Origin of the sequence: Mumia sp. ZJ430 (genome assembly GCF_011751845.1) — a bacterium.
Taxonomy (GTDB): Bacteria; Actinomycetota; Actinomycetes; order Propionibacteriales; family Nocardioidaceae; genus Mumia.
Window position 1 is genome coordinate 21,566 of record NZ_JAAHFK010000002.1, and the last position, 20,149, is coordinate 41,714.

The 20,149-nt window shown below is 70.8% G+C and carries 20 protein-coding genes; 8 read left to right on the forward strand and 12 right to left on the reverse strand.

The annotated features are described in order from the left end of the window. Positions 1-44: 44 nt before the first annotated feature. Complete coding sequence (locus HCT63_RS06485) at positions 45-959, reverse strand: NADP-dependent oxidoreductase (RefSeq protein ID WP_167002467.1); 915 nt, start codon at positions 957-959, stop codon at positions 45-47. 125 nt (positions 960-1,084) lie between these two features. Between HCT63_RS06485 and HCT63_RS06490 the strand changes: the two genes are divergently transcribed. After that, the gene (locus HCT63_RS06490) at positions 1,085-1,498 is read left to right on the forward strand and encodes a helix-turn-helix domain-containing protein (RefSeq protein ID WP_167002469.1); all 414 of its coding nucleotides are present in this window, start codon (positions 1,085-1,087) and stop codon (positions 1,496-1,498) included. Between the two features lie 66 nt (positions 1,499-1,564). Further along, positions 1,565-1,894 carry a hypothetical protein gene (locus HCT63_RS06495; protein ID WP_167002471.1) on the forward strand — a complete coding sequence of 110 codons (330 nt, stop codon included), beginning with the start codon at positions 1,565-1,567 and terminating at the stop codon, positions 1,892-1,894. On the opposite strand, the gene HCT63_RS06500 is transcribed toward HCT63_RS06495, so the two are convergent. The 4 genes from HCT63_RS06500 to HCT63_RS06515 are packed head-to-tail and all read right to left on the reverse strand — an operon-like array spanning position 1,891 to position 6,141. After that, entirely contained in the window at positions 1,891-2,598 is a 708-nt protein-coding gene (locus tag HCT63_RS06500) for a sulfite exporter TauE/SafE family protein (RefSeq protein WP_167002473.1), read from the reverse strand. The two genes, HCT63_RS06495 and HCT63_RS06500, sit on opposite strands and share 4 nt — an antisense overlap. Continuing rightward, positions 2,595-3,968: an MFS transporter gene (locus HCT63_RS06505; protein WP_167002475.1), complete on the reverse strand. Its 1,374-nt coding sequence runs from the start codon at positions 3,966-3,968 to the stop codon at positions 2,595-2,597. The genes HCT63_RS06500 and HCT63_RS06505 overlap by 4 nt, the downstream gene beginning before the upstream one ends. Then, the gene (locus HCT63_RS06510) at positions 3,965-4,795 is read right to left on the reverse strand and encodes an SDR family NAD(P)-dependent oxidoreductase (protein ID WP_167002477.1); all 831 of its coding nucleotides are present in this window, start codon (positions 4,793-4,795) and stop codon (positions 3,965-3,967) included. The genes HCT63_RS06505 and HCT63_RS06510 overlap by 4 nt, the downstream gene beginning before the upstream one ends. Further along, positions 4,792-6,141, reverse strand: coding sequence for an NAD(P)-binding domain-containing protein (locus tag HCT63_RS06515; protein WP_167002479.1), 1,350 nt, complete (start codon positions 6,139-6,141; stop codon positions 4,792-4,794). The genes HCT63_RS06510 and HCT63_RS06515 overlap by 4 nt, the downstream gene beginning before the upstream one ends. 141 nt (positions 6,142-6,282) lie before the next feature. Between HCT63_RS06515 and HCT63_RS06520 the strand changes: the two genes are divergently transcribed. The 4 genes from HCT63_RS06520 (at position 6,283) to HCT63_RS06535 (ending at position 9,693) form a co-directional block, all read left to right on the forward strand. Next, the gene (locus tag HCT63_RS06520; RefSeq protein WP_167002482.1) at positions 6,283-7,437 is read left to right on the forward strand and encodes a helix-turn-helix domain-containing protein; all 1,155 of its coding nucleotides are present in this window, start codon (positions 6,283-6,285) and stop codon (positions 7,435-7,437) included. Positions 7,438-7,506: 69 nt separating this feature from the next. Further along, positions 7,507-7,971, forward strand: a complete 465-nt coding sequence (locus HCT63_RS06525; RefSeq protein WP_167002484.1) for a MarR family transcriptional regulator — start codon at positions 7,507-7,509, stop codon at positions 7,969-7,971. Between the two features lie 101 nt (positions 7,972-8,072). Further along, positions 8,073-9,008 carry an NADP-dependent oxidoreductase gene (locus HCT63_RS06530; protein WP_167002486.1) on the forward strand — a complete coding sequence of 312 codons (936 nt, stop codon included), beginning with the start codon at positions 8,073-8,075 and terminating at the stop codon, positions 9,006-9,008. 1 nt (position 9,009) lies between these two features. Next, a complete protein-coding gene (locus HCT63_RS06535; RefSeq protein WP_167002487.1) occupies positions 9,010-9,693 on the forward strand; it encodes an NAD(P)-binding domain-containing protein in 684 nt (227 codons plus the stop codon). Positions 9,694-9,700: 7 nt separating this feature from the next. On the opposite strand, the gene HCT63_RS06540 is transcribed toward HCT63_RS06535, so the two are convergent. The 3 genes from HCT63_RS06540 to HCT63_RS06550 form a co-directional block, all read right to left on the reverse strand. Next, positions 9,701-11,095, reverse strand: a complete 1,395-nt coding sequence (locus HCT63_RS06540; protein ID WP_167002489.1) for a DUF1214 domain-containing protein — start codon at positions 11,093-11,095, stop codon at positions 9,701-9,703. Positions 11,096-11,194: 99 nt separating this feature from the next. Next, entirely contained in the window at positions 11,195-11,851 is a 657-nt protein-coding gene (locus HCT63_RS06545; protein ID WP_167002491.1) for a hypothetical protein, read from the reverse strand. A gap of 35 nt (positions 11,852-11,886) precedes the next feature. Continuing rightward, positions 11,887-12,309: a PPOX class F420-dependent oxidoreductase gene (locus tag HCT63_RS06550; protein ID WP_167002493.1), complete on the reverse strand. Its 423-nt coding sequence runs from the start codon at positions 12,307-12,309 to the stop codon at positions 11,887-11,889. A 113-nt stretch (positions 12,310-12,422) separates the two neighbouring features. Here HCT63_RS06550 and HCT63_RS06555 point away from each other — a divergent pair, with 113 nt between their 5' ends. Together HCT63_RS06555 and HCT63_RS06560 are read left to right on the forward strand one after the other, a co-directional pair. Beyond that, entirely contained in the window at positions 12,423-13,880 is a 1,458-nt protein-coding gene (locus HCT63_RS06555; RefSeq protein ID WP_167002495.1) for a 3' terminal RNA ribose 2'-O-methyltransferase Hen1, read from the forward strand. Beyond that, the gene (locus HCT63_RS06560) at positions 13,873-16,395 is read left to right on the forward strand and encodes a polynucleotide kinase-phosphatase (RefSeq protein WP_167002497.1); all 2,523 of its coding nucleotides are present in this window, start codon (positions 13,873-13,875) and stop codon (positions 16,393-16,395) included. The genes HCT63_RS06555 and HCT63_RS06560 overlap by 8 nt, the downstream gene beginning before the upstream one ends. Here HCT63_RS06560 and HCT63_RS06565 read toward each other — a convergent pair. Genes HCT63_RS06565 through HCT63_RS06580 form a run of 4 tightly spaced genes read right to left on the reverse strand, consistent with a single transcriptional unit; the run spans position 16,298 to position 20,102 of the window. Next, complete coding sequence (locus HCT63_RS06565; protein WP_167002499.1) at positions 16,298-17,170, reverse strand: ABC transporter ATP-binding protein; 873 nt, start codon at positions 17,168-17,170, stop codon at positions 16,298-16,300. The two genes, HCT63_RS06560 and HCT63_RS06565, sit on opposite strands and share 98 nt — an antisense overlap. Next, positions 17,167-18,162 carry an ABC transporter substrate-binding protein gene (locus HCT63_RS06570; RefSeq protein WP_167002501.1) on the reverse strand — a complete coding sequence of 332 codons (996 nt, stop codon included), beginning with the start codon at positions 18,160-18,162 and terminating at the stop codon, positions 17,167-17,169. Before HCT63_RS06570 ends, HCT63_RS06565 begins: the two co-directional genes overlap by 4 nt. Positions 18,163-18,200: 38 nt before the next feature. After that, positions 18,201-19,301 (reverse strand): iron ABC transporter permease, encoded by a 1,101-nt coding sequence (locus HCT63_RS06575; RefSeq protein WP_167002503.1) that lies wholly within the window; start codon positions 19,299-19,301, stop codon positions 18,201-18,203. 3 nt (positions 19,302-19,304) lie between these two features. Then, the gene (locus HCT63_RS06580; protein ID WP_167002505.1) at positions 19,305-20,102 is read right to left on the reverse strand and encodes an NAD(P)H-dependent oxidoreductase; all 798 of its coding nucleotides are present in this window, start codon (positions 20,100-20,102) and stop codon (positions 19,305-19,307) included. Positions 20,103-20,149 lie beyond the last annotated feature (47 nt).

A 20,149-nucleotide genomic window follows, 5' to 3' on the forward strand; every position in this document is an offset into this window, starting at 1 on the left:
TGGTGGCGTAGGGATTGACGCTACGTCACCTGCAAGAGTCTGGTTCAGGGAACGAGGACGTACCGTCCGCGGAGGCCTCCTGCGGCGACGCGCTGGAGGGCCTCGACGACCTTCTCGAGAGGCAGGACGTCGGCGATCCGGGTCGGAAGGACCTCGCGGTCAGCGAGCTGCAGCAGGGTCGCAAGCCGATCCGGGTCGGGCGCGACCGACACGGCACGAGCGGAGATGCCGCGCCCTGGGGAAGGCACGTCGGTGGGACGGACTCCCACGAAGGTTCCGCCGTCGCGGACGAGAGCGGCGCCCTCGGCCTGCAGAAGTGCAGTGTCTGCGACGGCGTCCCAGCCGTGGGAATACTCGGAGGTGAACTCGGCGCCGAGACCACGGACGAAGGACTCGTCGCCGGTGCGTGCGAGCCCGGTGACCACCCAGCCGCGATCGAGGGCCAGCGGGACGACGAAGGAGCCCACGGCACCGGCTGCTCCGGTGACGAGCAGGCGCTGGCCGTCGCCGTCGCCGAGCAAGTCGACGATCTGGTCGGCCGTCAGCGCGTTGAGGGGGACGATGGCAGCGGCGGTGAGCTCGAGGTCGTCGGGAACGACGGCGATCCAGTCCCGGTCGGCCACGACCTCTTCCGCGTACGTCCCGAAGTCGCGGTCGAACCCCGGCACGATCCCGGCGACGCGCGCGCCGACGGGCAGCGTGACGTCCGCTCCTGCCTGCGTGACCACGCCGGCGAAGTCCCATCCGAGCCCGGCGTGATCAGGCTGGTTGATCATGCCGATCGAGTGGAAGAAGCCGTCGGTGACCCACACGTCCGCAGGGTTGACCGACGCGGCCTCGATCCGTACCCGGACCTGTCCGGCACCCGGCTCGCGTCGGGGTACGTCGATCAGCTCGACAGACGCTGGTCCAGCAGGCACGCGGACGACGGCGGTGCGAAAGGTCGCGGTGGTGTCCATGATTCTCCTCGGTGGGGTTGTGGTGGCGTGTGCCGAAGTCCAGACTGGCTCCACACGCTCTCTGTTGGGAAGTAGGCACCCAAAAGTGCGTTAGATGCTGGCAAGTGCGCACGGAAGGAGCTCTGATGCCGACGACCACTGCGGCCCAGCGCCGAAGCAGCGCAAAGGCCGAGTACAACGCCTTCCTCGCGGGCTGTCCGAGCCGGGAACTGCTCGCGCGCATCTCGGACAAGTGGGTGGCGCTCGTGCTCGCGGCGCTGGCGGAGGAGGGACCCCTGCGGTACTCGGCGCTCGCGCGACGCATCGCGGGGGTCAGCCAGAAGATGCTGACGCAGACTCTTCGTACGCTCGAGCGCGACGGGCTCGTGACGAGAACGGTCACTCCAACCGTGCCGGTGACCGTCGACTACGCGCTGACAGATCTGGGCGCATCCCTTCAGCACGTCATGATGGCTCTGAAGGGCTGGGCAGAGGCGCACATGGACGACGTCCACGAGTCTCGGGACTCGTACGACGCGATCGCGAGCGAAGTCGGTTGACGGGCTCAGGACGCAGTGGCGCAATGGTGCCGTGACCTCGGCGCTGAGGGCATCGAGGTGGTCGCGATGGGCGGGATCACGAACACGCGGGCTTTGCCTCGCGGTACGGCCCGCAAGGGCTCGGCGTCCGGCTCGCCGGCCTCTTCGACGCCCCTGAGGAGGCGAAGCTCCGGCGCGGACTGGTCAGAGCAGGTCTCGACGCCGCACTCGCTGAGGCTCCTGGCGGGCATGCCCGCCCAGCGCGACTGGACGCAAGAAGCGGTGCTGCGGCGCTTCCTCGGAGTGCGGGCGGGACGCAAGTCGCGCTACGCCGCGCTGCTGGTCGAAGCGCTGGAGCCCGACCGTGTGCCGGAGCCGCTGGCAGCAGTGCTGAACCGGGTCTCGGCTCGCCGCTAAAGGGCGCCGCCGACGAGCCCGAGCCCGCCGAGCAGCGAGAGCGCCAGGATGCCGGTCCGTACGCGCGACGGCGTCAGGCGGCTCGCGAGCAGCATCCCGGCGGCGGTGCCGACGCCGAGCACGGCCAGCTGCGGCACACCCGGAAGGTGGACGCCGAGGACAAGCGCGGTCACGAGGTTCTGTACGAGGAAGAACGCCGTGAGATTGGCGCGCATCACTTGAGGCTCCCACCCGGCGTTTGCGGCGTACAGGCCGATCGGGGGACCCCCGACGCCCCCCACGACGTTGAGCGCCGCGCTGGTGGCGCCGGTGAGCACAGCGGCCTGCGGTGTGCCGAGCCACCGGGAGCGCAGACCGCTCGCGATCAGCGCGACGGCGATGACGACGCCGACACCGCCGGCCAACGCGAGCCACCGCGTCTCCACGTCGCGCACGGCCCAGGCGATCAGCGGCGTGCAGACCAGCGTAGGGAGCAGCATCCGCGTCACCGCACCGGGCTGGACCTCCCTGCGGTCGCGAACGAGCGGCACCGTCGAGGCGAACACGGCGAGCAGCACGGTCGCCGCCACCCCTTCGCGGGGTCCCAGCGCGGTCACCATGAAGGGGGCGGCGACGAGCGAGAACCCCATCCCGGTCGCGGCCTGCGCGAGCGCGCCGACGAGGATGCCGAGCAGGGCCAGGCCGAGGAGGACCTCCTCGCTCACGTCAGAGGAGCGGACCGGTCTAGCCGGCACCGGCGCTGGATGAGCAGGGCGATCGTCATCAGCACGGCGGGGACGGCGGTGAACCCGATCAGGACGGCGCTGAGCGCGGAGTCCGGCTGCGCCACACTGTCGCCGTCGACGGCCGCGGCGAAGCCGCCGATCGCCAGCATGGCGGAGTAGACGTACGGCCCGATCGCAGTGCCCACGGCCTCGGTCGCGGTCCACACGCCCGTGTACGCCCCGGCGCGGGACGAGCCGCGCTGCTCGGCGGCAGCCACGGCGTCGGGGACCATCGAGAACGCGAAGAGCTGCAGGCCCGCGAAGGCGACGCCGAGCACGACCACGACGGCCACCGAGATGGCGACGCCGAGCTGGTCACCGGCCAGGAGCGCCGCCGTCCCGACGATGAACATCAGCTGGCTCAGCAGCAGCCCGCGCTGCTTGCCGATCCGGCGGGAGACCCGCAGCCAGATCGGGGAGGCGAAGACGGCCGGTCCGAGGAAGGCGCCCATGAGCACTGCGGTCAGCCCGCTGCTGCCGAGCACGTACTCGGCGTAGAACGGCACCGCCGCCAAGACGAGGTGCGTGGTGGCGCCGGTGAACAGGTAGGAGAGTACGAGCAGGCGGAAGTCACGGTCCTGCCAGGCGAGCGCGAGGTCGGCCCGCGTGGAGTGTGCTTCCGCGTCCGGGCTGCGGAAGCCGCAGGTCTCGGTGAGGCGGCGTACGCCGCGAATCGCCACCACGCCGCTGACCACCATCACCACCCCGAGCAGCAGCGCCATCCGTACGTAGCTGCCCCGCTCGTGGTCCGCGACCAGCGCGGGAGCCGCGACGCCGGCGGCCAGGAGCCCGACGGTGAGCATCACCATCCGCACCATGAAGACGCGGGTGCGCTCGTGGTAGCCGACCTTGAGGTCCGACGGGGCTGTCAGGTACGGCACCTGGAAGGCGGCGAAGAGCAGGTTGCCCACGATGTAGAAGAAGCCGACCCAGAGGGCGGCCGAGAGACCGGTCAGCCCCGACGGCACCGCGAACATCGCGCCCATCGCCACGGCGAGTAACAGGCCCAGGCGCATCATCCCGCGCCGGTGGCCGTGGCGGCGGGCCTGGCGGTCCGACCACGTGCCGAATGTCGGGTGCACGACGGCGTCGAGGACCTTCGGCAGAAGGAGCACCAGACCGGCCACGAGCGGGCTGACCCCGAGGGTGTTGGTCAGGAAGTAGAGCAGCAGAAGTCCGGGAACGGTGACCCACACGCCCATCCCGAGCGACCCGGACCCGTACGCCGCCAGGTGCGGCAGACGGGCGCGGGGGGACGCCTCTGCTGCACGACTGACGGGTACGGGTCCGGGGGTCTGTGTGGCCGTCACCGGGCGGCCTCGCGGTGACGCGCGACTGCCCTGGCCGCCAGATCGGCTCCGGCGAACGCCCCGGAGCGGACACGCTCGGAGAAGGTCCGCGAGACGATCCGGTCGGTGAGAGCGGGGAGGTGCCGGGCAAGGAAGAACTCCATCGCGCCGCGACGCGTGGTGGGCAGGTCGCGCCGGGGGCGGCGTGAGAGCGCCGCGTGCAGAACGGTTGCGACCACGCCCTCGAGCGGCTCGTACGCGCTCATCCCCTCGAGGGAGAGCCCGGCCGCTGCGGTCGAGTCGTGGATCGGACTGCGTACCGACGAGGGGTAGACGCAGGTGACGCCGACATGGGTGCCGAGCTCGAGGCGAAGCGCGTCGGCGTAGGCGACCATTGCGCGCTTCGACGCGCCGTACGCGGCCGCGAGCGGCAGCTGCATCACCGCCATCCGCGAAGCGACCATGACGATCCGGCCACGCGAGGCGACCAGCGCTTCGGTGCAGGCTGCGGTGACGCGCCAGGTGCCGAGCAGGTTGATGTCGAGCTGACGGCGCACCTCGTCACCGGGTGCGAGCTCGGCGGGCGCGGGCCCACCGATGCCGGCGTTGTTCACCAGGACGTCGAGACCGCCCAGGAGCTCAACAGCCTTGGCGACCGCTGCGGGGACAGCAGCGTCGTCGGTGACGTCGCACGCCAGCACCTCGACCGGGTCGTCGGCGCGTGGCGCCAGATCGAGGCCGACGACGTGGGCACCCTGCTCGGAGAGCTCCTGGCACAGGGCGCGACCGAAGGTCCCCGACGCGCCGGTCACGAGCACGCGCAGCCCGGTGGCATCACGGCGGCTCATGCGTTCACCGCCACGGGACGCGCGGCGAAGCCCTCGGTGCCGGTGGCGAGACGGCGACGGCCTGCCTCGATCTCGCGCGGGACCGCGGCGACGTACCGGTCGAAGTCGATGCGCATCGCGGGCCGCTTGTCACCCCACCTGTCCTTGGCCTCGTCCAGTGCGCGATGGGCTTCACGGTCGCGCTCGTCGGGCGTCGGCAGCGCGTAGTCCCCGCCGACGTACGCCGCGAACAGCTTGGCCTGGGCCTCGACGACGGGCAGAGCCGCTCCGGTCGACTGCATCAGGCCGACGAAGGCCAGGCTGGGGTCCTCGAGGTGGAACACGCGATGGTGCAGCAGCATGGCCTCGGGGTTCGTGCCCAGCCAGCGCGGCGACAGGAACGGGATCGTGACGCGGTATCCGGTCGCCCACACGATGGTGTCGACCATCTCGGTACGGCCGTCGGTGAAGACGACGCGATCTCCGTCCAGCCGCGCGATGCCGGGACGGGCCTCGACCGCACCATGGGTGAGCCGGTGCAGGATCGTGTCGCTGATCGTGGGGTGGTTCTGGAAGAACCCGCCGGACGGGGCAGGGAGGCCGTACTTCTCCGGTCGTCCGACGGCCAGGCGCAGAGACGTCTCCGCGATCCGCTGGCGCACGCGCCACGGCAGCGCGGCGATCGCGCCGCCGGTGGCGTCGGCAGGGCGGCCGAAGAGGTACTTCGGGAGGATGTGCACGCCGTGGCGGGCGGAGAGCAGCACCGGAGCCTCGGCGACGTACGAGGCGTCGACGGCGATGTCCATCGCGGAGTTGCCCATCCCGACCACGACGACCCGCTTGTCGCGGAAGACGTCGGCGCTGCGGTAGTCGTGGGCGTGCATCTGCGTGCCGTCGAAGTGGCCGGGGTAGGCGGGCGACGGCCACTTCGGGTCCCAGTTGTGCCCGTTGGCCACGACCACTGCGTCGTACTGGTCGACGTCGCCGGACGCCGTGGTGACGGTCCATGTGCTGTCGTCCTCGCGCTCCACCGCCGCGACCGCGGCATCGAAGCGGATCGACTCGAGGACGCCGAAGGTGCGCGCATAGTCCGCGAGGTAGCCGGCGACCAGGTCCGCCGACGGGTAGTCCGGCCACTCTGCGGGCATCGGGAAGTCGGCGAACTCCGTGCGTCCCTTGCTGGTGTTGAGGTGCAAGGAGTCGTACGCGGGGGAGAGGCCGTTGCTGTTGCCGCGAACCCACAGGCCGCCGGGACGGTCACCCTTCTCGTAGGTGACGACGTCGGCGCCGACATCCAGCAGTGCCTTGGTGGCGGTGAGGCCGGCGGCTCCGGCGCCGATCACGGCGACGCGGGCGGGGTGGGTCATGCACGAGCTCCTGTTCGGCGACACGGACCGATGTGGTCCGGGACAACCGTAGACGCCGACCAGCGGTATCCCTGTGGCCCTCGTCACCGAGTTTCTGCATAAGGTTGTGCCACGCCACAAGGGAACGGAGGCGGGGTGCCGATGCCACGAGGAGTCGGAGCGCGGACCGACGAGTGGTCCGGACTCATCGATCTCATCGAGCGGGTCATGCGGGACGAAGACCTGCTGCCGCAGGTGGTCACCGGCGTACGCTCGATGGTCGCCGAGGTGGCCTCGCTCCCTGTGGCGGACATCGCCGGCCACACGCGAGCCCTGCTGATGGCCGCCACGCGCGCGCTCGCCGCGCGCCGGGGCCCGACGGAGGCAGAGCTGGCCTTCGTCGAGGAGCTGGCGGTCACCCGCGCCACTCAGGGGATCCCGATCGAGGTGGTGCTCGGCGCCATCCACGTTGCCGAGCGCGCCATCTGGGCGCGGGCCCGCGAGATAGCGGAGGCCGAGGACGTCGGAGCAGGTCAGCTGCTGGACGCGCGTGAGCTGTACGACGACTGGGCCGAGGCCGTCCGCTCACGGTTGATCCGCGCGCACCGCGACGCGCGTGCCGAGCAGACCGCAGTCCGGCGAGATCGCGACGTGGAGGTCATGCGGCGGCTGCTGGAGGGCGGTTCCGCGGCGACCCTGGCCGCGGCCGAGGCCGGGCTGCCGTACGCGGGCGGTCTGTGGGTGCTGGTGGCACGCCACGGTGACCCACGTGCGACGGAGGCGTTGCGCCTTCTGCGCAGTGACCGGGCCGTGTCGCTCTCGGCGTCCCTCGGTGACACCGTCGTCGCCGTCGTGTCGAGCCGCCCGTCTGCCCGTCGTGATGCCGGTGGTGACGTGGTCGTCGGTGTCGCCGGACCGGTCGGTGCCGAGGAGGTTGGTACGGCGCACCGGCTCGCCGTCGCCGCCGTCCCTGCCGCCGAGGCGATCGGTCGGACCGGCCCGGTGCACGTCAGCGAGGTCGCGAGCGTGGTGGCCGTGCTCTCCCGGACCGATCTGACCGCGGCGCTGCTCACCCAGCACCTCGCGGCCTGGCGCGAGCTCGGGCCCAGTGCCGAACCGGTTGCGCTCGCCGTGCGCGCGTGGCTGGAGGCGGACCGGGACACCGCTGCGGCGGCGGAGGTCCTCTTCGTCCACGCCAACACGGTGCGCAACCGGGTGCAGCGGTTCACCCACGTCACCGGGATCGATCCGCTCGGCACGTTCGGGGCGATGGACGCGTGGTGGCTCTGCCGGGCCTGGCTCGCCGATGCGGAGTGACGCAGGCCCGCTCTCTGTCGATACAGAGAGAATGAGGCGGTACGTGATGTCGCGAGATCGGAGCCTGTCATGCGCGACCCCCTGACTCCCCGTCAGGAGATCTGGCGAGGTCTGCTGCTGGGTCAGCGCTCGATGCTGACCGGCCTCGCCGCCGAGCTCAAGAAGGACTTCGGCCTCACGGTCCCTTCGTACGAGGCTCTTCTCTCGCTGTGGGAGGCGCCAGGACACACGCTCAAGGCCACACAGCTGGCGCGTTCGCTCGTCTACAGCTCGGGCTCGGCCTCGCACCTCATCAGTCGCCTGTGCGAGGCGGGGCTGGTCGACCGCGTGGAGAGCCCGGAGGATGCACGGGTCGTCCAGGTGGTGCTGACGGAGCGGGGAGCCGAGCTGGTCGAGCGGGCGACCGACGCCCATGCCGAAAGCCTCGCCCGCGAGTTCGAGCCGCTCATCGACGACGCCGACCTCGCGCCGTTGCTTGCCTTCGCCCGCCGACTGGCGGCGCACGAGGGCGTCACTTCTGCCCCGCCTGCGTAGCGAACGAGGAACGTCTCAACTGCGGGGAAGAGAATCCGGATATCTGTAGTTACAGATATAGCGCCATCGTGGCGCCCTTGCGCGTGAGAAAGGCAAACGCCATGTCGCAGATCAGTCGGATCGCGGTCGTTCGTCGCTTCGGTCCTCCCGACGTCATCACCATCGAAGAGCACGAGACTCCTCCGCTCGGACGTGGGCAGGTTCGTGTCGCGGTGCGGACGGGAGGTCTGAACCCCGTCGACGCCCGACGCCGGGCCGGCACCTTCGGTGGGAGTGTCCCGATGGTGCTGGGGACCGAGTTCGCCGGAGTCGTGGCCGAGTCGAACGACCGGGCATGGAAGGTCGGGGAGGAGGTCATCGGCTGGGGAGCCCAAGGCGCTGACGCGGACCTGGTCACCACCGACGGCTCGCGCCTGCATCCCAAGCCGGCGAACGTCGACTGGGCGCTCGCGGGCGGCCTGAGCGGTGTCGGTCAGTCGGCGCTCTCCGCGCTCGACGCGCTGCCGCTGCGGCAAGGAGACGTCGTCGTCGTCCATGGAGCATCCGGGGGCGTCGGCACGATGCTCACCCAGCTGGCGCTCGCGCGCGGTCTCACGGTCATCGGCACCGCGAGCGAGGCGAACCACGACCACCTCCGCGCACTCGGCGCCCTCGCTGTGTCGTACGGGCCCGGGCTGGCCAGCCGCATCGCGGCGGTCGCGGACGGTCGTGCCCTCGCTGCCTCGATCGACCTGGCCGGTTCGAAGGAGGCGGGAGACGTGGCCGTCGCGGTCGCTGCTGCCGGCGGGAAAGCGATCACGCTCGTGCCGGAAACGATGGTGTCGCACGGCATCCGCCTCGTGCGGGTGCAGCACAGCACCGCGCAGCTGCGCGAGCTGTTGGACGGCGTCGCGGCGGAGACGCTGCGGCTCCCGGTGGAGACCCTGCCCTTCACCGAGATCGTCGAGGCACACAAGCGCCTCGACGCCAAGCACGCCCGCGGAAAGCTCGTCCTCGACCTCTCCGACAACCCCCACCTGCCCGTATCGGAGGCATGAGATGAACTCCCTGGCCCTCATCGGCCCCGGACGCCACGGCACTGCCATCGCCCGGCTCTTCGCGTCGCACGGCGTCGACGTGACCCTCTACCACCACCGCCCCGCCAAGGCAGCGGCCGCCGCCGGTGCGGTGCGCGCCGTCGCCGTCGGCGCCCAGGTCGCCGTCGCCTCGACCCTCGCCGAGGCGGTCGACGGACAGGAGCTCGTGATCCTCGCGACGCTCTGGGACTCTGCTCAGCGTGCCGTGATCGGCGAGCTCGGAGCATCGTTGGCCGACAAGGTCCTCCTCGATGTCTCGAACCCGCTCGACGTGACTCCGGCGGGGATCGTCCCTCGTACGCCCCGCGAAGGGTCCGCGGGGGAGTTCGTCGCGACCCTCCTGCCCAGCGGGACGGGGCACGTCAAGGCCTTCTCCAACCTGGCGACCACCGCGATCGGGGAGGGCGCTGACCACGAGCCGCCCGCTGTGCTCGCGTTCGCCGCCGACTCCGCTGCGACGGCCGACCGCGTCCGCCCGTACCTTGAGCGCACCGGCTGGCTGCCGTGGCTGGTGGGAGACATCTCGGTCTCGCGCGACCTGGAGATCGGCGGCAAGTACAACGCTGTCCACGGCAGGTGGGGCAGATCGCGTCTCGACCCTGACCAGATGCTCACCCATGCCGGTCCGGAGCCCGAGCTCGTCTAAGACACGGCTAGCGGCCGCAGGTCGCGATCCGGCGTGCGAAGCCGGCCTGACGTTCACGCAGCTGCACCGAGCGCTCGCGGCGCGAGACGTACGCGGTGCCCTCGGGGAGCGCCGTGCGCAGGTCGGCCAGCTTCACCACGCGCGACGTGACGAACGGCTTCCCGCTGGTGTCGGAGAGCAGCGACGCGCCCTGCCAGCGCAGGAGGAAGGTGCCCTGCGCGAGACCGCCGGTGCTCATCCAGTTGTGGACGCCGGGGTCGCGCGGCGAGACGACGAGCGTGGTGGTCCCGTCGGGGTTGGCGACGGACTGGCCGCTGGAAAGGCTTGTCTGCTCGTCCCAGTAGTCCGGGGTGATCGTCCAGACGTCCTGGACCGTGGCTCCCGTGTAGGTCGCGGGTCCCTTGCGCGTGGTGATCACGAGGGCCTCGACGTCGTCGAGGTCGAAGTTGCCGGTCGAGCGAGAGATCGACGCGACGCCCTTCGTCGGTTCGGGCACGACGTTCGGCGGCGTGGAGAACGACGCGAAGAGGACGAAGTAGTCCATCCAGAACGTGCCCGAGGCTCGCGCCGTGCGGACGGTCTCGTCGACGAGGGTACGGAACGACCGTCCGGCCGACGGCGGACCGGCGATGCGCTCGACCGAGAGCGTCGCGGGAGTCTGCGTGCCCCAGTCGGACAGCGTGTCGCGGATGAACAACTGGACGGTGCCGGGGTTGGTCTGGAGGTGGTTCGGACGTCCGGCGTCAGGCTCGGAGTCGATGGTGATCGTGAAGCTGCCGTCCGCACGGGTCACGAGATCCTTCAGCTCGATCGTGTCCGTGGCGGCCACCCGATCGCCGTCGTTCGTCAGCTCGAAGACCGCGTGGACGGGCCTGACCTTCTGGACCTGGCCGCGGATCACGTAGCGCGAGGCGCCGTCGATCGGCACGATGCGATAGATCGTGTCTGGGTTGTCGCCGGCGTACCGACCGCCCTGGACGCGAGCGCCGTTCCAGGTGTGGGGAGGCGACTCGACCCACGACACCTTCGGAGAGGCGGGATCGTTGTTGGCGGCACGCTGGGCGTACGTGAAGACCAGCTCGCGCGTGGCGAGGTCGAGCCGCTCCTTCGCCTGTCGGCTCAACGGACCGACCTTGGCCTCGAGCTTCGTCCGCCACTCCTGTGCGATCGCCGCGCGCGCCTCACGTACCTCCGGGGTGCCGGCGATCTTCGTCGCGACGGCCTCGACAGCGCGGACCTCCTGGGTGAAGAGGGGACTCTGCACGCACTTCTTTGCGACGGTGGCCAGCCGCGGCGGACCGGATGCCGAGGCCAGCGACGCTTGCGCCACCATGGCCGGTGCTGCGACCACGATGGCCGCTGCGAGGGCGACGACCGTACGACGGAATCTCGGGCTCCACAACTGAACTCCTACGACGGCGGGAGGCTGGGCCAGGTCAGATTCGCCGGGTAGTGAGTTTATGTACAGGTATTCGTGCAGTGAGACGCAAACGCGCGTCTCTCAGGGTGTCGGCTGCCCGACCGGCGCGATGGCCGCTTCGAGCTGCGGAGCTGAGGTTCGCAGCTTCCCGTGGCGCCACGCCAGGTGGATGACGACAGCCGCGACGAGGCACCCGAGGGTCCCGAGCGTGAGGTCGCCGAGCGTGTCGGTGTAGGCGCTGTGGCGCTCGGCGGACTTGCTGATGAACGCGAAGTACTCGGCCAGCTCCCACACGATCGCCGCCGTCGCGCCGAACGCGAGAGCCCGCTCGAGTGTCGCGCCGAGGGTCGCGCTGCGGGGGAGGGTCAGCAGGATCGCCGCCGCCGCGAGGAGCCCGGTGTTCATGAAGTGCATCCAGTCGTCGAACCACACGATGGCGTCGTACAGGTCCATGCGGTTGCCGAGGATGTCCGTGAAGCAGGTGATCGTGATGAGGAAGTCCGCGAGCCACGGGAACGACGCACGCTCGCGCCACCACACGTGCCAGACGACCGGGACAGCGAAGGCGAGCGCCGGGTAAGTGATCGCCCGCGCGACTGCGCCCTTGTCCTCCAGGTTGCCGAACGCTGGGAAGGCGAGCGCCGTCGCGAGCATCAGGACGAGAAGGAGCTTGGCTGCGATGTCGAGGCGCCGTAGCAGCGTGGGGACAGGATGCCGTACTACGGCGACGTCAGTCATGCGCGTACGCTAACCCAGCCCGCGAGGCGGTGGGGTCATCCGGTCTGGTTGCTGTCCTTGTGGGCTCCCCAGCCGTGCCAGCGGTCGACCTCGATCCACGCACTGACCCGCCCCCGATCGCGGTTGCTGTAGGGATGGCCGGTGTAGTGCGACGAGATGCGGTCGATGTCGGTCAGCCCGTCGTCATCCTTGATCTCGACGACCCGGCCGAGCACCGTGATGTGGGTCGTCCAGCCGTCCTCCGCGAGGACGGTCAGACTGACACGCGGATCGTGGCGCACGTGCGTGAGCCGCACCCGCCCCTCGTCCATGTTGACGAGGACGCGACCGTCGTCCTCCCAGAGGTACCAGGTGGCCGTCGTGACAGGGGAGCCGTCCTTGCGCAGCGTGGCGATAACGGCGGGGTTGGGGCGGCGCAGCAGGGCGATCGCCTCGTCGGGCAGCGGCGGCTTGGACATGGTGTCTCCTTCGCGAGCGGACGGGCATTCGTCGTTCACGCTACTGCGGCGTCAGCGTGATCAGTTCGTCGAAGTCGTGAAAACCGGTAGCGCCGGTACGCGAGACTGACCGCGTGCTCCTGACAGTCTCGACGACTCTCCAGCCGGCGACCGACCTCGGCTACCTCCTTCACAAGCACCCCGACCAGGTGCAGGAGTTCCGGCAGTCGTTCGGTGTCGCGACTGTGTTCTACCCAGAGGCGAGTGACGACCGGTGCACCGCTGCGCTCATGCTTGACGTCGACCCGGTGAGACTTGCTCGGTCCCGCGCGAAGGGGTCGCCGGACTTCAGCCTCGCGCAGTACGTCAACGACCGGTCGTACGCGGCCTCCTCCCTGCTCGGTGTGGCCATGGCCCATGTCTTCAGCACGGCGCGCAGCGGGCGCTGCCAGGCGCGCCAGGAGCTGGCCGACCGCGCGATCCCGCTCGAGATCGCGATCCCGGTGCTTCCGTGTCGAGGCGGTCCCACGATCGCGCACCGCCTCTTCGCGCCGCTGGGGTGGACGGTCGAGGCGGAGGCGATCCCGCTCGACGAGCGCTTCCCGGAGTGGGGTGACTCGCGATATGTGCGGCTCCGCCTGACCGGCGACGTCCGGCTCGCAGACGCCCTCAACCAGCTGCACGTGCTCCTGCCGGTCCTCGACGAGTCCAAGCACTACTGGCAGGGGCCGGACGAGGTCGACAAGCTCCTGCGCTCGGGCGAGGGCTGGCTCGCGACGCACCCAGACCAGGAGCTCATCACCCGCCGCTACCTGGGACGACAAGGTGCCCTGACCCGGGTGGCCCTCGCCCGCCTGGCCGAGCTCGGCGACGACGTTGAGGACGCGGTCGCGCCCGCGGAGGACGAGGAGGCGCTGCAGCCGGAGGCCGTGCGGATCCCGCTCAACACCCAGCGCCACGACGCGGTCCATCAGGCGCTTCTCGAGCTGGGGGCCAGGTCGGTCGTCGATCTCGGCTGCGGGCCTGGTCAGCTCGTGGAGCGCCTGGTCGCGACTCCGTCGTTCACCCGGATCACCGGCACCGACGTCTCGGTGAGGACGCTTCAGCACGCCGCGCGCCGGCTGCACCTCGAGCGGATGAGCGAGCGTCAGGCGGAGCGCGTCACGCTCTTCCAGAGCGCCCTGACGTACGAGGATCCGCGGCTCGCCGGCTATGACGCGGCTGTCCTCATGGAGGTCGTCGAGCACGTCGATCCGTCGCGGCTCGAGGCTCTCGAACGCGTCATCTTCGGTGCGGCGAAGCCCGGAGCGGTCCTCGTGACCACCCCGAACCGCGAGTTCAACGTCCGGTATGAGGGCCTCAGCGGCATGCGCCATCGCGATCATCGATTCGAGTGGGATCGGGCGGAGTTCGCCGCGTGGTCGGACCGTGTCGCCGCGACCTACGGCTATGTCGTGGAGCGGCGCGGCATCGGCGAGCACGACGACGTCCTCGGCGCTCCGACCCAGATGGCCGTCTTTGTGAGGGGCGCTGCCGATGACCAGTACAGCGTTGACCAGCACCGCGTGAACCAGCGAGGAACCCGTGACTGAGCAGACCGGCACGACGCAGATCACGGTCCCCGCGAAAGGGCTGGTGGTGCTCATCGGGATCTCCGGCAGCGGCAAGTCCACCTTCGCCCGTACGCACTTCAAACCCACGGAGGTCCTGTCCAGCGACTTCTGCCGCGGCCTGGTGGCCGACGACGAGAACGACCAGTCCGCGACGCCGGACGCCTTCGACGTCCTGCACTACATCGTGGCGACGCGCCTGCGCCGCGGCCTGCTGACCGTGGTCGACGCCACCAACGTGCAGAAGGCGGCACGGGCGGCGCTCGTCGCGCTCGCCAAGAGTCACGACGTGCTGGTCGACGCCGTGGTGCTCGACGTGCCCGAGTCGCTCGCGGCCGAGCGCAACGCCCTCCGCGACGACCGCGACTTCGGGCGCCACGTCGTCGCTCGGCAGCAGCGCGACCTGCAGCGTTCGCTGGGTCGTCTCTCCAAGGAAGGCTTCCGCCGCGTGCACGTGCTGCGCGGGACGGACCAGGTCGCGTCGGCGGAGATCGTGCGCGAGCGTGCGTGGAACGACCGGACGGATCTCCGCGGGCCGTTCGACGTCATCGGCGACGTCCACGGGTGCGCCTCGGAGCTGCGGACGCTGCTGACCGATCTCGGGTGGTTGCTGCGTGACGAGGACGGCCACGCGGTCGGCGCCTCGCACCCCGAGGGCCGTACGGCGGTGTTCGTCGGCGACCTCGTCGACCGCGGGCCGGACACCCCCGGCGTGCTGCGCCTCGTCATGGGCATGGTGGCCGACGGAGTCGCGCTGTGCGTCAGCGGCAATCACGAGGCCAAGCTCGTGCGTGCCCTGCGAGGCTCTAAGGTCACCGTCTCTCACGGCCTCGCCGAGTCGTTGGCCCAGCTCGAGGGGGAGAGCGACGACTTCCGGAAGGCCGCGCTCGGTTTCATGGACGGACTCCTCAGCCACTACGTCCTCGACGACGGGAGGCTCGTGGTCGCTCATGCGGGCCTCAAGGAGGCGTACCACGGCCGTACGTCCGGGCGGGTGCGCGCGTTCGCGCTGTACGGCGACACGACGGGCGAGACCGACGAGTACGGGCTGCCGGTCCGCTATCCGTGGGCGCAGGAGTACCGCGGTCGGGCGACGGTCGTGTACGGGCACACACCGGTCCCGCGGGCGGAGTGGGTCAACAACACGATCTGTCTCGACACGGGCGTCGTCTTCGGCGGGGCGCTGACGGCCCTGCGCTATCCCGAGCGCGAGATCGTGTCGGTCCCCGCTGAGGATGAGTGGTACGCCCCTGCCAGGCCGCTGGGACCGGCCCCCGTCGACCGCGAGCCGCTCGCCCTGTCGATCAACGACGTCACGGGAACGCGCTGGCTGGAGACGAGGCACGCAGGGAAGGTCAAGATCCCCGAGGAGAACGCCGCCGCCGCGCTCGAGGTCATGAGCCGGTTCGCCGTCGACCCTCGGTGGCTCGTCTATCTGCCGCCCACGATGTCGCCTGGCTCGACCTCGAGGCGGGACGGTTTTCTGGAGCACCCCGAGCAGGCGTTCGAGGAGTACGCCGGCTGGGGGGTCGAGCGCGTCGTGTGCGAGGAGAAGCACATGGGCTCGCGCGCGATCGCCGTCCTGGCAAAGGATCCCGAGACTGCCGAGCGGCGGTTCGGCATCGGCGACGGCTCCACCGGCGCGGTGTACACCCGGACCGGCCGGCCGTTCTTCGCCGACACCGGCCCGCTCGTCGATCGGCTGCGCGAGGCGGCGGCACCGCTGTTCGCGGCTCTCGAGACCGACTGGGTCGCTCTCGACGGAGAGCTCCTGCCGTGGTCGGCGAAGGCGCGCGACCTCATCACCTCGCAGTACGCCTCCGTCGGGGCAGCCGCACGACACGCCCTGCCGGAGGTTCTCGCTGTCCTGGAGCAGGCAGCATCGCGCGGTCGCGACGTCGAGCGGCTGGCCGAGCGTGCGCGCCGCCGGCTCGCCAACGCCGAGGCGTTCAGCGATGCATACGCGGCGTACGTCCGACCTACCGACGGGCTCGAGGGCCTCACGTACGCGCCGTTCCAGATCCTCGCCTCCGAGGGGAGGGCGCTCGCGCTGACAGAGCCGCACCCGTGGCACCTGGAGCAGCTCGGTCGCCTGGACGACGCTCTGATCGCGCCGACGCGGCACCGGTTTGTGGATCTCGCCTCCGAGCAGGAGCGTGCGGCGGCGGTCGACTGGTGGCGCGAGCTCACCGACGCCGGGGGAGAAGGCATGGTCGTGAAGCCCGCCCACCTCGTCGAGGGGCGGCGCGTGCAGCCGGGGCTGAAGGTCCGGGGTCGCGAGTACCTGCGGATCATCTACGGACCCGACTACACCGATGCCCTCGACACGCTGCGTGATCGACACCTCGGCAAGAAGCGCCAGCTCGCCCTGCGCGAGCACGGGCTCGGCCTCGACGCGCTCACCGGGTTCGTCGATCGCGATCCGCTGTGGCGGGTGCACCAGGCTGTCTTCGCGGTCCTGGCGCTGGAGTCGGAGCCGGTCGACCCTCGCCTGTGACGGTCGCCCGACGAGGGCGGAAGGCGAGCTGGAACCCGTCGTCGAGGGGGACCCGGCGCACGTCGACCTCGTACACCGGCTCGAGCGTCGCCGGCGTGAGGACCTCGCTCGGGGCGCCGTGCGCGACGACCTGCCCCGTCTGGAGCAGGAGCACCTGATCGCAGTACGCGGCGGCGAGGTTGAGGTCGTGCAGTACGACGACGACGGTGTGGTGGCCGCTGACCGCGAGGTCGCGCACGAGGTCGAGCACCTCGTGCTGGTAGCGCACATCGAGATGGTTGGTCGGCTCGTCGAGCAGCAGATGGGTCGACTCCTGGGCGAGGGCCCGCGCGATGAGCACGCGTTGCCGCTCCCCGCCGGACAGGCCGTCGAACGGCTGCCCGGCCAGCTGCAGCGCCCCCACCCGCTCGAGCGCGGCGGCGGCCACCGCGTCGTCCGCGTCGGTTGCTCGCCCGAACGTCGACCGGTGCGGTGTACGTCCGAGGAGGACCATGTCCGACACGAGCAGCGGGAGGTCTCCCGGCGGTTCCTGCACGACGACCGAGACCCTTCGTGCGATCTCCCGCGCGGACAGGCGTCGCAGGTCGTCGTCGTCGATCAGCACCGAGCCTGTACGAGGCACCAGCGCGCGGTGGAGGGTCCGCAGCAGCGTGGTCTTGCCGCTGCCGTTCGGGCCGAGCAGTCCCAGGACCTGGCCGTGAGGTGCGGCCAGGTCGATCCCGGACAGGATCGTGCGCGACCCGTACGAGAAGGCGATGCCGGAGGCGCGGATCATTGGCCGAAGCGCTCCACGATCGATTCGAGGCCGTCGATCGAGAGAGGACTGGGCGGTTCGGTGAAGTTGAAGAGCTGCACCAGGATCTCGTCGCGTGCGACCGCCGTGATCTTGTCGGCACCGTTGAGCGACGTGACCGCCTCCTTCACGGCCGCAGGGTCGCCGTCGGAGTGGAGCAGGATCAGCACGTCGGGATTGCGCCCGACGAGCTCCTCGACCGACACCTCGAACAGGCGCTCGTCGACGTTGCCGAAGACGTTCGTCAGCCCGGCGGCCTCGAGCTGGGGCTGAGCCATCGAGCGCGTGCCGTACGCGTAGGTCGCGCCGCCGCCGACGGTCGGGTAGAGCACCGCCGCCGTACGCGCCTTGCCGTCGGAGGCCGCAGCGATGTCGGAGGTGATCGCGTCGACGCGGTCGGTCACCGCGGCCGCAGCCTTCTCGCCGAGGTCGGGGACGCCGAAGACCTGCGCGTACGTCGTCATGCGCGAGGCGATGTCGTCGAAGCCCGGGTCCGCGAGTCCTTCGGGGCACAGGCCCGGCTCCTCCAGCTGTGCGATGCCCAGCGCGTCGAGCGTCTCGTGGCCCAGCGTGTCGGTCTCGCCGAGCACCAGGTCGGGCTTCTGCGCGAGGACCGTCTCCTTGGAGATCTGCACGTGACCCGAGGAGTCGAGCTCGTCGGTGAGCAGCGGGATGGCGTCGAGCTCGTCCTGGGTCTCCCGGTCGTAGTACGCCTCGGGGTAGGCGCCGGCGCGCGCGACGACGCGGTCGAGCACACCGAGCTCGTGGAGGTACGACACGGCTGAGCCCTTGAGCAGGACGACCCGCTCGGGCGGCGCGTCGAAGGTGACCTCTGTCCCGCAACTGGTGACGGTGACGGGAAATCCGGGCGACGCTGCGGCGGCCTCGTCGCTGGAGGCGGCACCACCGCAGGCGGCGAGGGGCAGGGACAGCAGCGCGGCGGCCGCGGCGAGGTGGAGGGGCCGGGGGCTCATGGTGCTCCTTCGGGACGAGGGGATCGGAGGGTGGGAGATCAGGACGACGGGTGGAGGCGCCGGATGAGGAAGAGGAGGAACGGGGCGCCGACGAGGGCGGCGATGATCCCGACCGGCAGCTCGCGCGGCTGCAGGAGCATCCTGGCCAGCAGGTCCGCCCACAGCAGGAAGATCGCGCCGAGCAGAGCTGACGCGGGGATCGCCCACGCGTGCGCGGCGCCGACGAGACGGCGGGCGAGGTGCGGGACGACCAGTCCGACGAACCCGATGCCCCCGGACGCCGCGACGATCACGCCGACGCACAGCGCGACGACGACGAGCAGCTGCGTACGGAAGCGGGTGGGGGCGATGCCGAGCGCGAGCGCCGTCTCGTCGCCGACCGCGAGCGCGTCGAGGCGGCCTGACCACAAGGACAGGACGACCACCGTCAGGAGCACGACGACGACCAGGGCGGCCAACGGTCCGCCCCACTGGGCCAGCGCCAGGGAGCCGAGCAGCCAGAACATCACCGAACGGGCGCCCTCGGCGGAGCCTGAGGCAAAGACGAGGAAGCTCGTCACGGCCGACAGGGCGTAGCCGACGGCGACGCCGGTCAGGAGCAGGCGTACGGACGTGATCCGTCCGGCGGCGCGGGCGACGACGAAGACCAGCACCGACGCCGCGAGTGCGCCGAGGAAGGCGCTGCCGGCAAGTGCGTGCTCGCCGAGGCCGAGCGTGATGCCGAAGAGGATCGTGACGGCCGCGCCGCTGGAGGCGCCGGAGTTGATGCCCAGCAGGTAGGGGTCGGCGAGCATGTTGCGGACCATCGCCTGCAGGGCCGCGCCGCACACGGCGAGCCCGGCGCCGACGCCGATACCGAGCAGCACGCGGGGGAGACGCACCTCCCACACGATCGCGTCGGCGGCCGCGTCCACGCTGTCGCCCGACCAGCCGAACAGGTGTCCGGTGAGGATCCGGACGACGTCCCCCGGCGCGACCGTCACCGGCCCGATCGCCACGCCGACCACAGCGCTCACCACGAGGAGGCCCGCGAGAGTGCCGAGGATCGCGGTGTTGCGGCGTCGACGGCGCCGCCGACCCAGGGGATCGGGCGCGGTGAGGGTGGGCGCCGCCGCGACGGCGGGAATCGTCAGGGTCATCGCTCAGCCTCGGTACGGCTTGGCAGACCCGTTGGCGATGCCCTTGCGGATGCGGCCTTCCACGAACCCCGCGACGGTGTTGGCGACGCGCGGCACCTTGGCGTCGGTGAACCAGTCGGCGTCGAACCAGCCACGCTCGTCCCAGTACGCGGCGTCGACCGGACCGTCGTCGCGGCCGGACTCGACGAGCAGGCGGGCGACGCGGAAGCCGATCAGGTCGGAGGTCGTCGGAGTGGGCTCGCCTCCGTCGCGGACGGCCTGCACGGCGGTGCTCGCGATCTCGTCGAGCGCACGGTCGACCTTGGCGCGGTACGGGGCCTTCTCGAGGCCTGGCCCGTTGACACCGAGCTCGGCGACCGTGTGGAAGCCCCACCGGCGGATCGCGGTCTTGAGATAGCCGAGCGCGGCGTCGTGCCCGGCCCCTGCGGCGGTCGAGACCAGCACGGCCGGCGTCCCGAAGTAGCGCGGGCGGTGGATCAGGTAGGCGAAGTGGTCCACGAACCGCTTCATCGTCGCCGACAGCGTGAAGCTGTGGACAGGCGTCGCGAAGATCACGAGGTCGGCGGTGTCCATCACCGCGCGGGCGGGTGCCGCGTTGTCGTTGTTGGGGCACGCCTGCTCGCCGGCGGTCATGCAGGCCAGGCACGCGGGGCAGCTCGGCCCCAGCGCGAGCTCGTCGGTACGGACGAGGTCGACCTCCATGTCGGTGCGCTGGCGCATCCGCGCGAGCAGATCGTCGACGACCGCCCCCGTCGTGCCCTTTTCGCCGTGCCCCGTGCCCAGCACCACGCCCACCCTCATGCCTGTTCCTCTCGCAGAACATCCCTCATATCTGAACAGATGATAAG

Bases quoted from the DNA above. Each gene is read 5' to 3' on its own strand.
- HCT63_RS06490 (WP_167002469.1), top strand. From the start codon at position 1,085: ATGCCGACGACCACTGCGGCCCAGCGCCGAAGCAGCGCAAAGGCCGAG.
- HCT63_RS06580 (WP_167002505.1), bottom strand. From the start codon at position 20,102: ATGAGGGTGGGCGTGGTGCTGGGCACGGGGCACGGCGAAAAGGGCACG.
- HCT63_RS06570 (WP_167002501.1), bottom strand. From the start codon at position 18,162: ATGAGCCCCCGGCCCCTCCACCTCGCCGCGGCCGCCGCGCTGCTGTCC.
- HCT63_RS06485 (WP_167002467.1), bottom strand. From the start codon at position 959: ATGGACACCACCGCGACCTTTCGCACCGCCGTCGTCCGCGTGCCTGCT.
- HCT63_RS06515 (WP_167002479.1), bottom strand. From the start codon at position 6,141: ATGACCCACCCCGCCCGCGTCGCCGTGATCGGCGCCGGAGCCGCCGGC.
- HCT63_RS06520 (WP_167002482.1), top strand. From the start codon at position 6,283: ATGCCACGAGGAGTCGGAGCGCGGACCGACGAGTGGTCCGGACTCATC.
- HCT63_RS06550 (WP_167002493.1), bottom strand. From the start codon at position 12,309: ATGTCCAAGCCGCCGCTGCCCGACGAGGCGATCGCCCTGCTGCGCCGC.
- HCT63_RS06495 (WP_167002471.1), top strand. From the start codon at position 1,565: ATGGGCGGGATCACGAACACGCGGGCTTTGCCTCGCGGTACGGCCCGC.
- HCT63_RS06545 (WP_167002491.1), bottom strand. From the start codon at position 11,851: ATGACTGACGTCGCCGTAGTACGGCATCCTGTCCCCACGCTGCTACGG.
- HCT63_RS06525 (WP_167002484.1), top strand. From the start codon at position 7,507: ATGCGCGACCCCCTGACTCCCCGTCAGGAGATCTGGCGAGGTCTGCTG.
- HCT63_RS06575 (WP_167002503.1), bottom strand. From the start codon at position 19,301: ATGACCCTGACGATTCCCGCCGTCGCGGCGGCGCCCACCCTCACCGCG.
- HCT63_RS06530 (WP_167002486.1), top strand. From the start codon at position 8,073: ATGTCGCAGATCAGTCGGATCGCGGTCGTTCGTCGCTTCGGTCCTCCC.
- HCT63_RS06565 (WP_167002499.1), bottom strand. From the start codon at position 17,170: ATGATCCGCGCCTCCGGCATCGCCTTCTCGTACGGGTCGCGCACGATC.
- HCT63_RS06535 (WP_167002487.1), top strand. From the start codon at position 9,010: ATGAACTCCCTGGCCCTCATCGGCCCCGGACGCCACGGCACTGCCATC.
- HCT63_RS06510 (WP_167002477.1), bottom strand. From the start codon at position 4,795: ATGAGCCGCCGTGATGCCACCGGGCTGCGCGTGCTCGTGACCGGCGCG.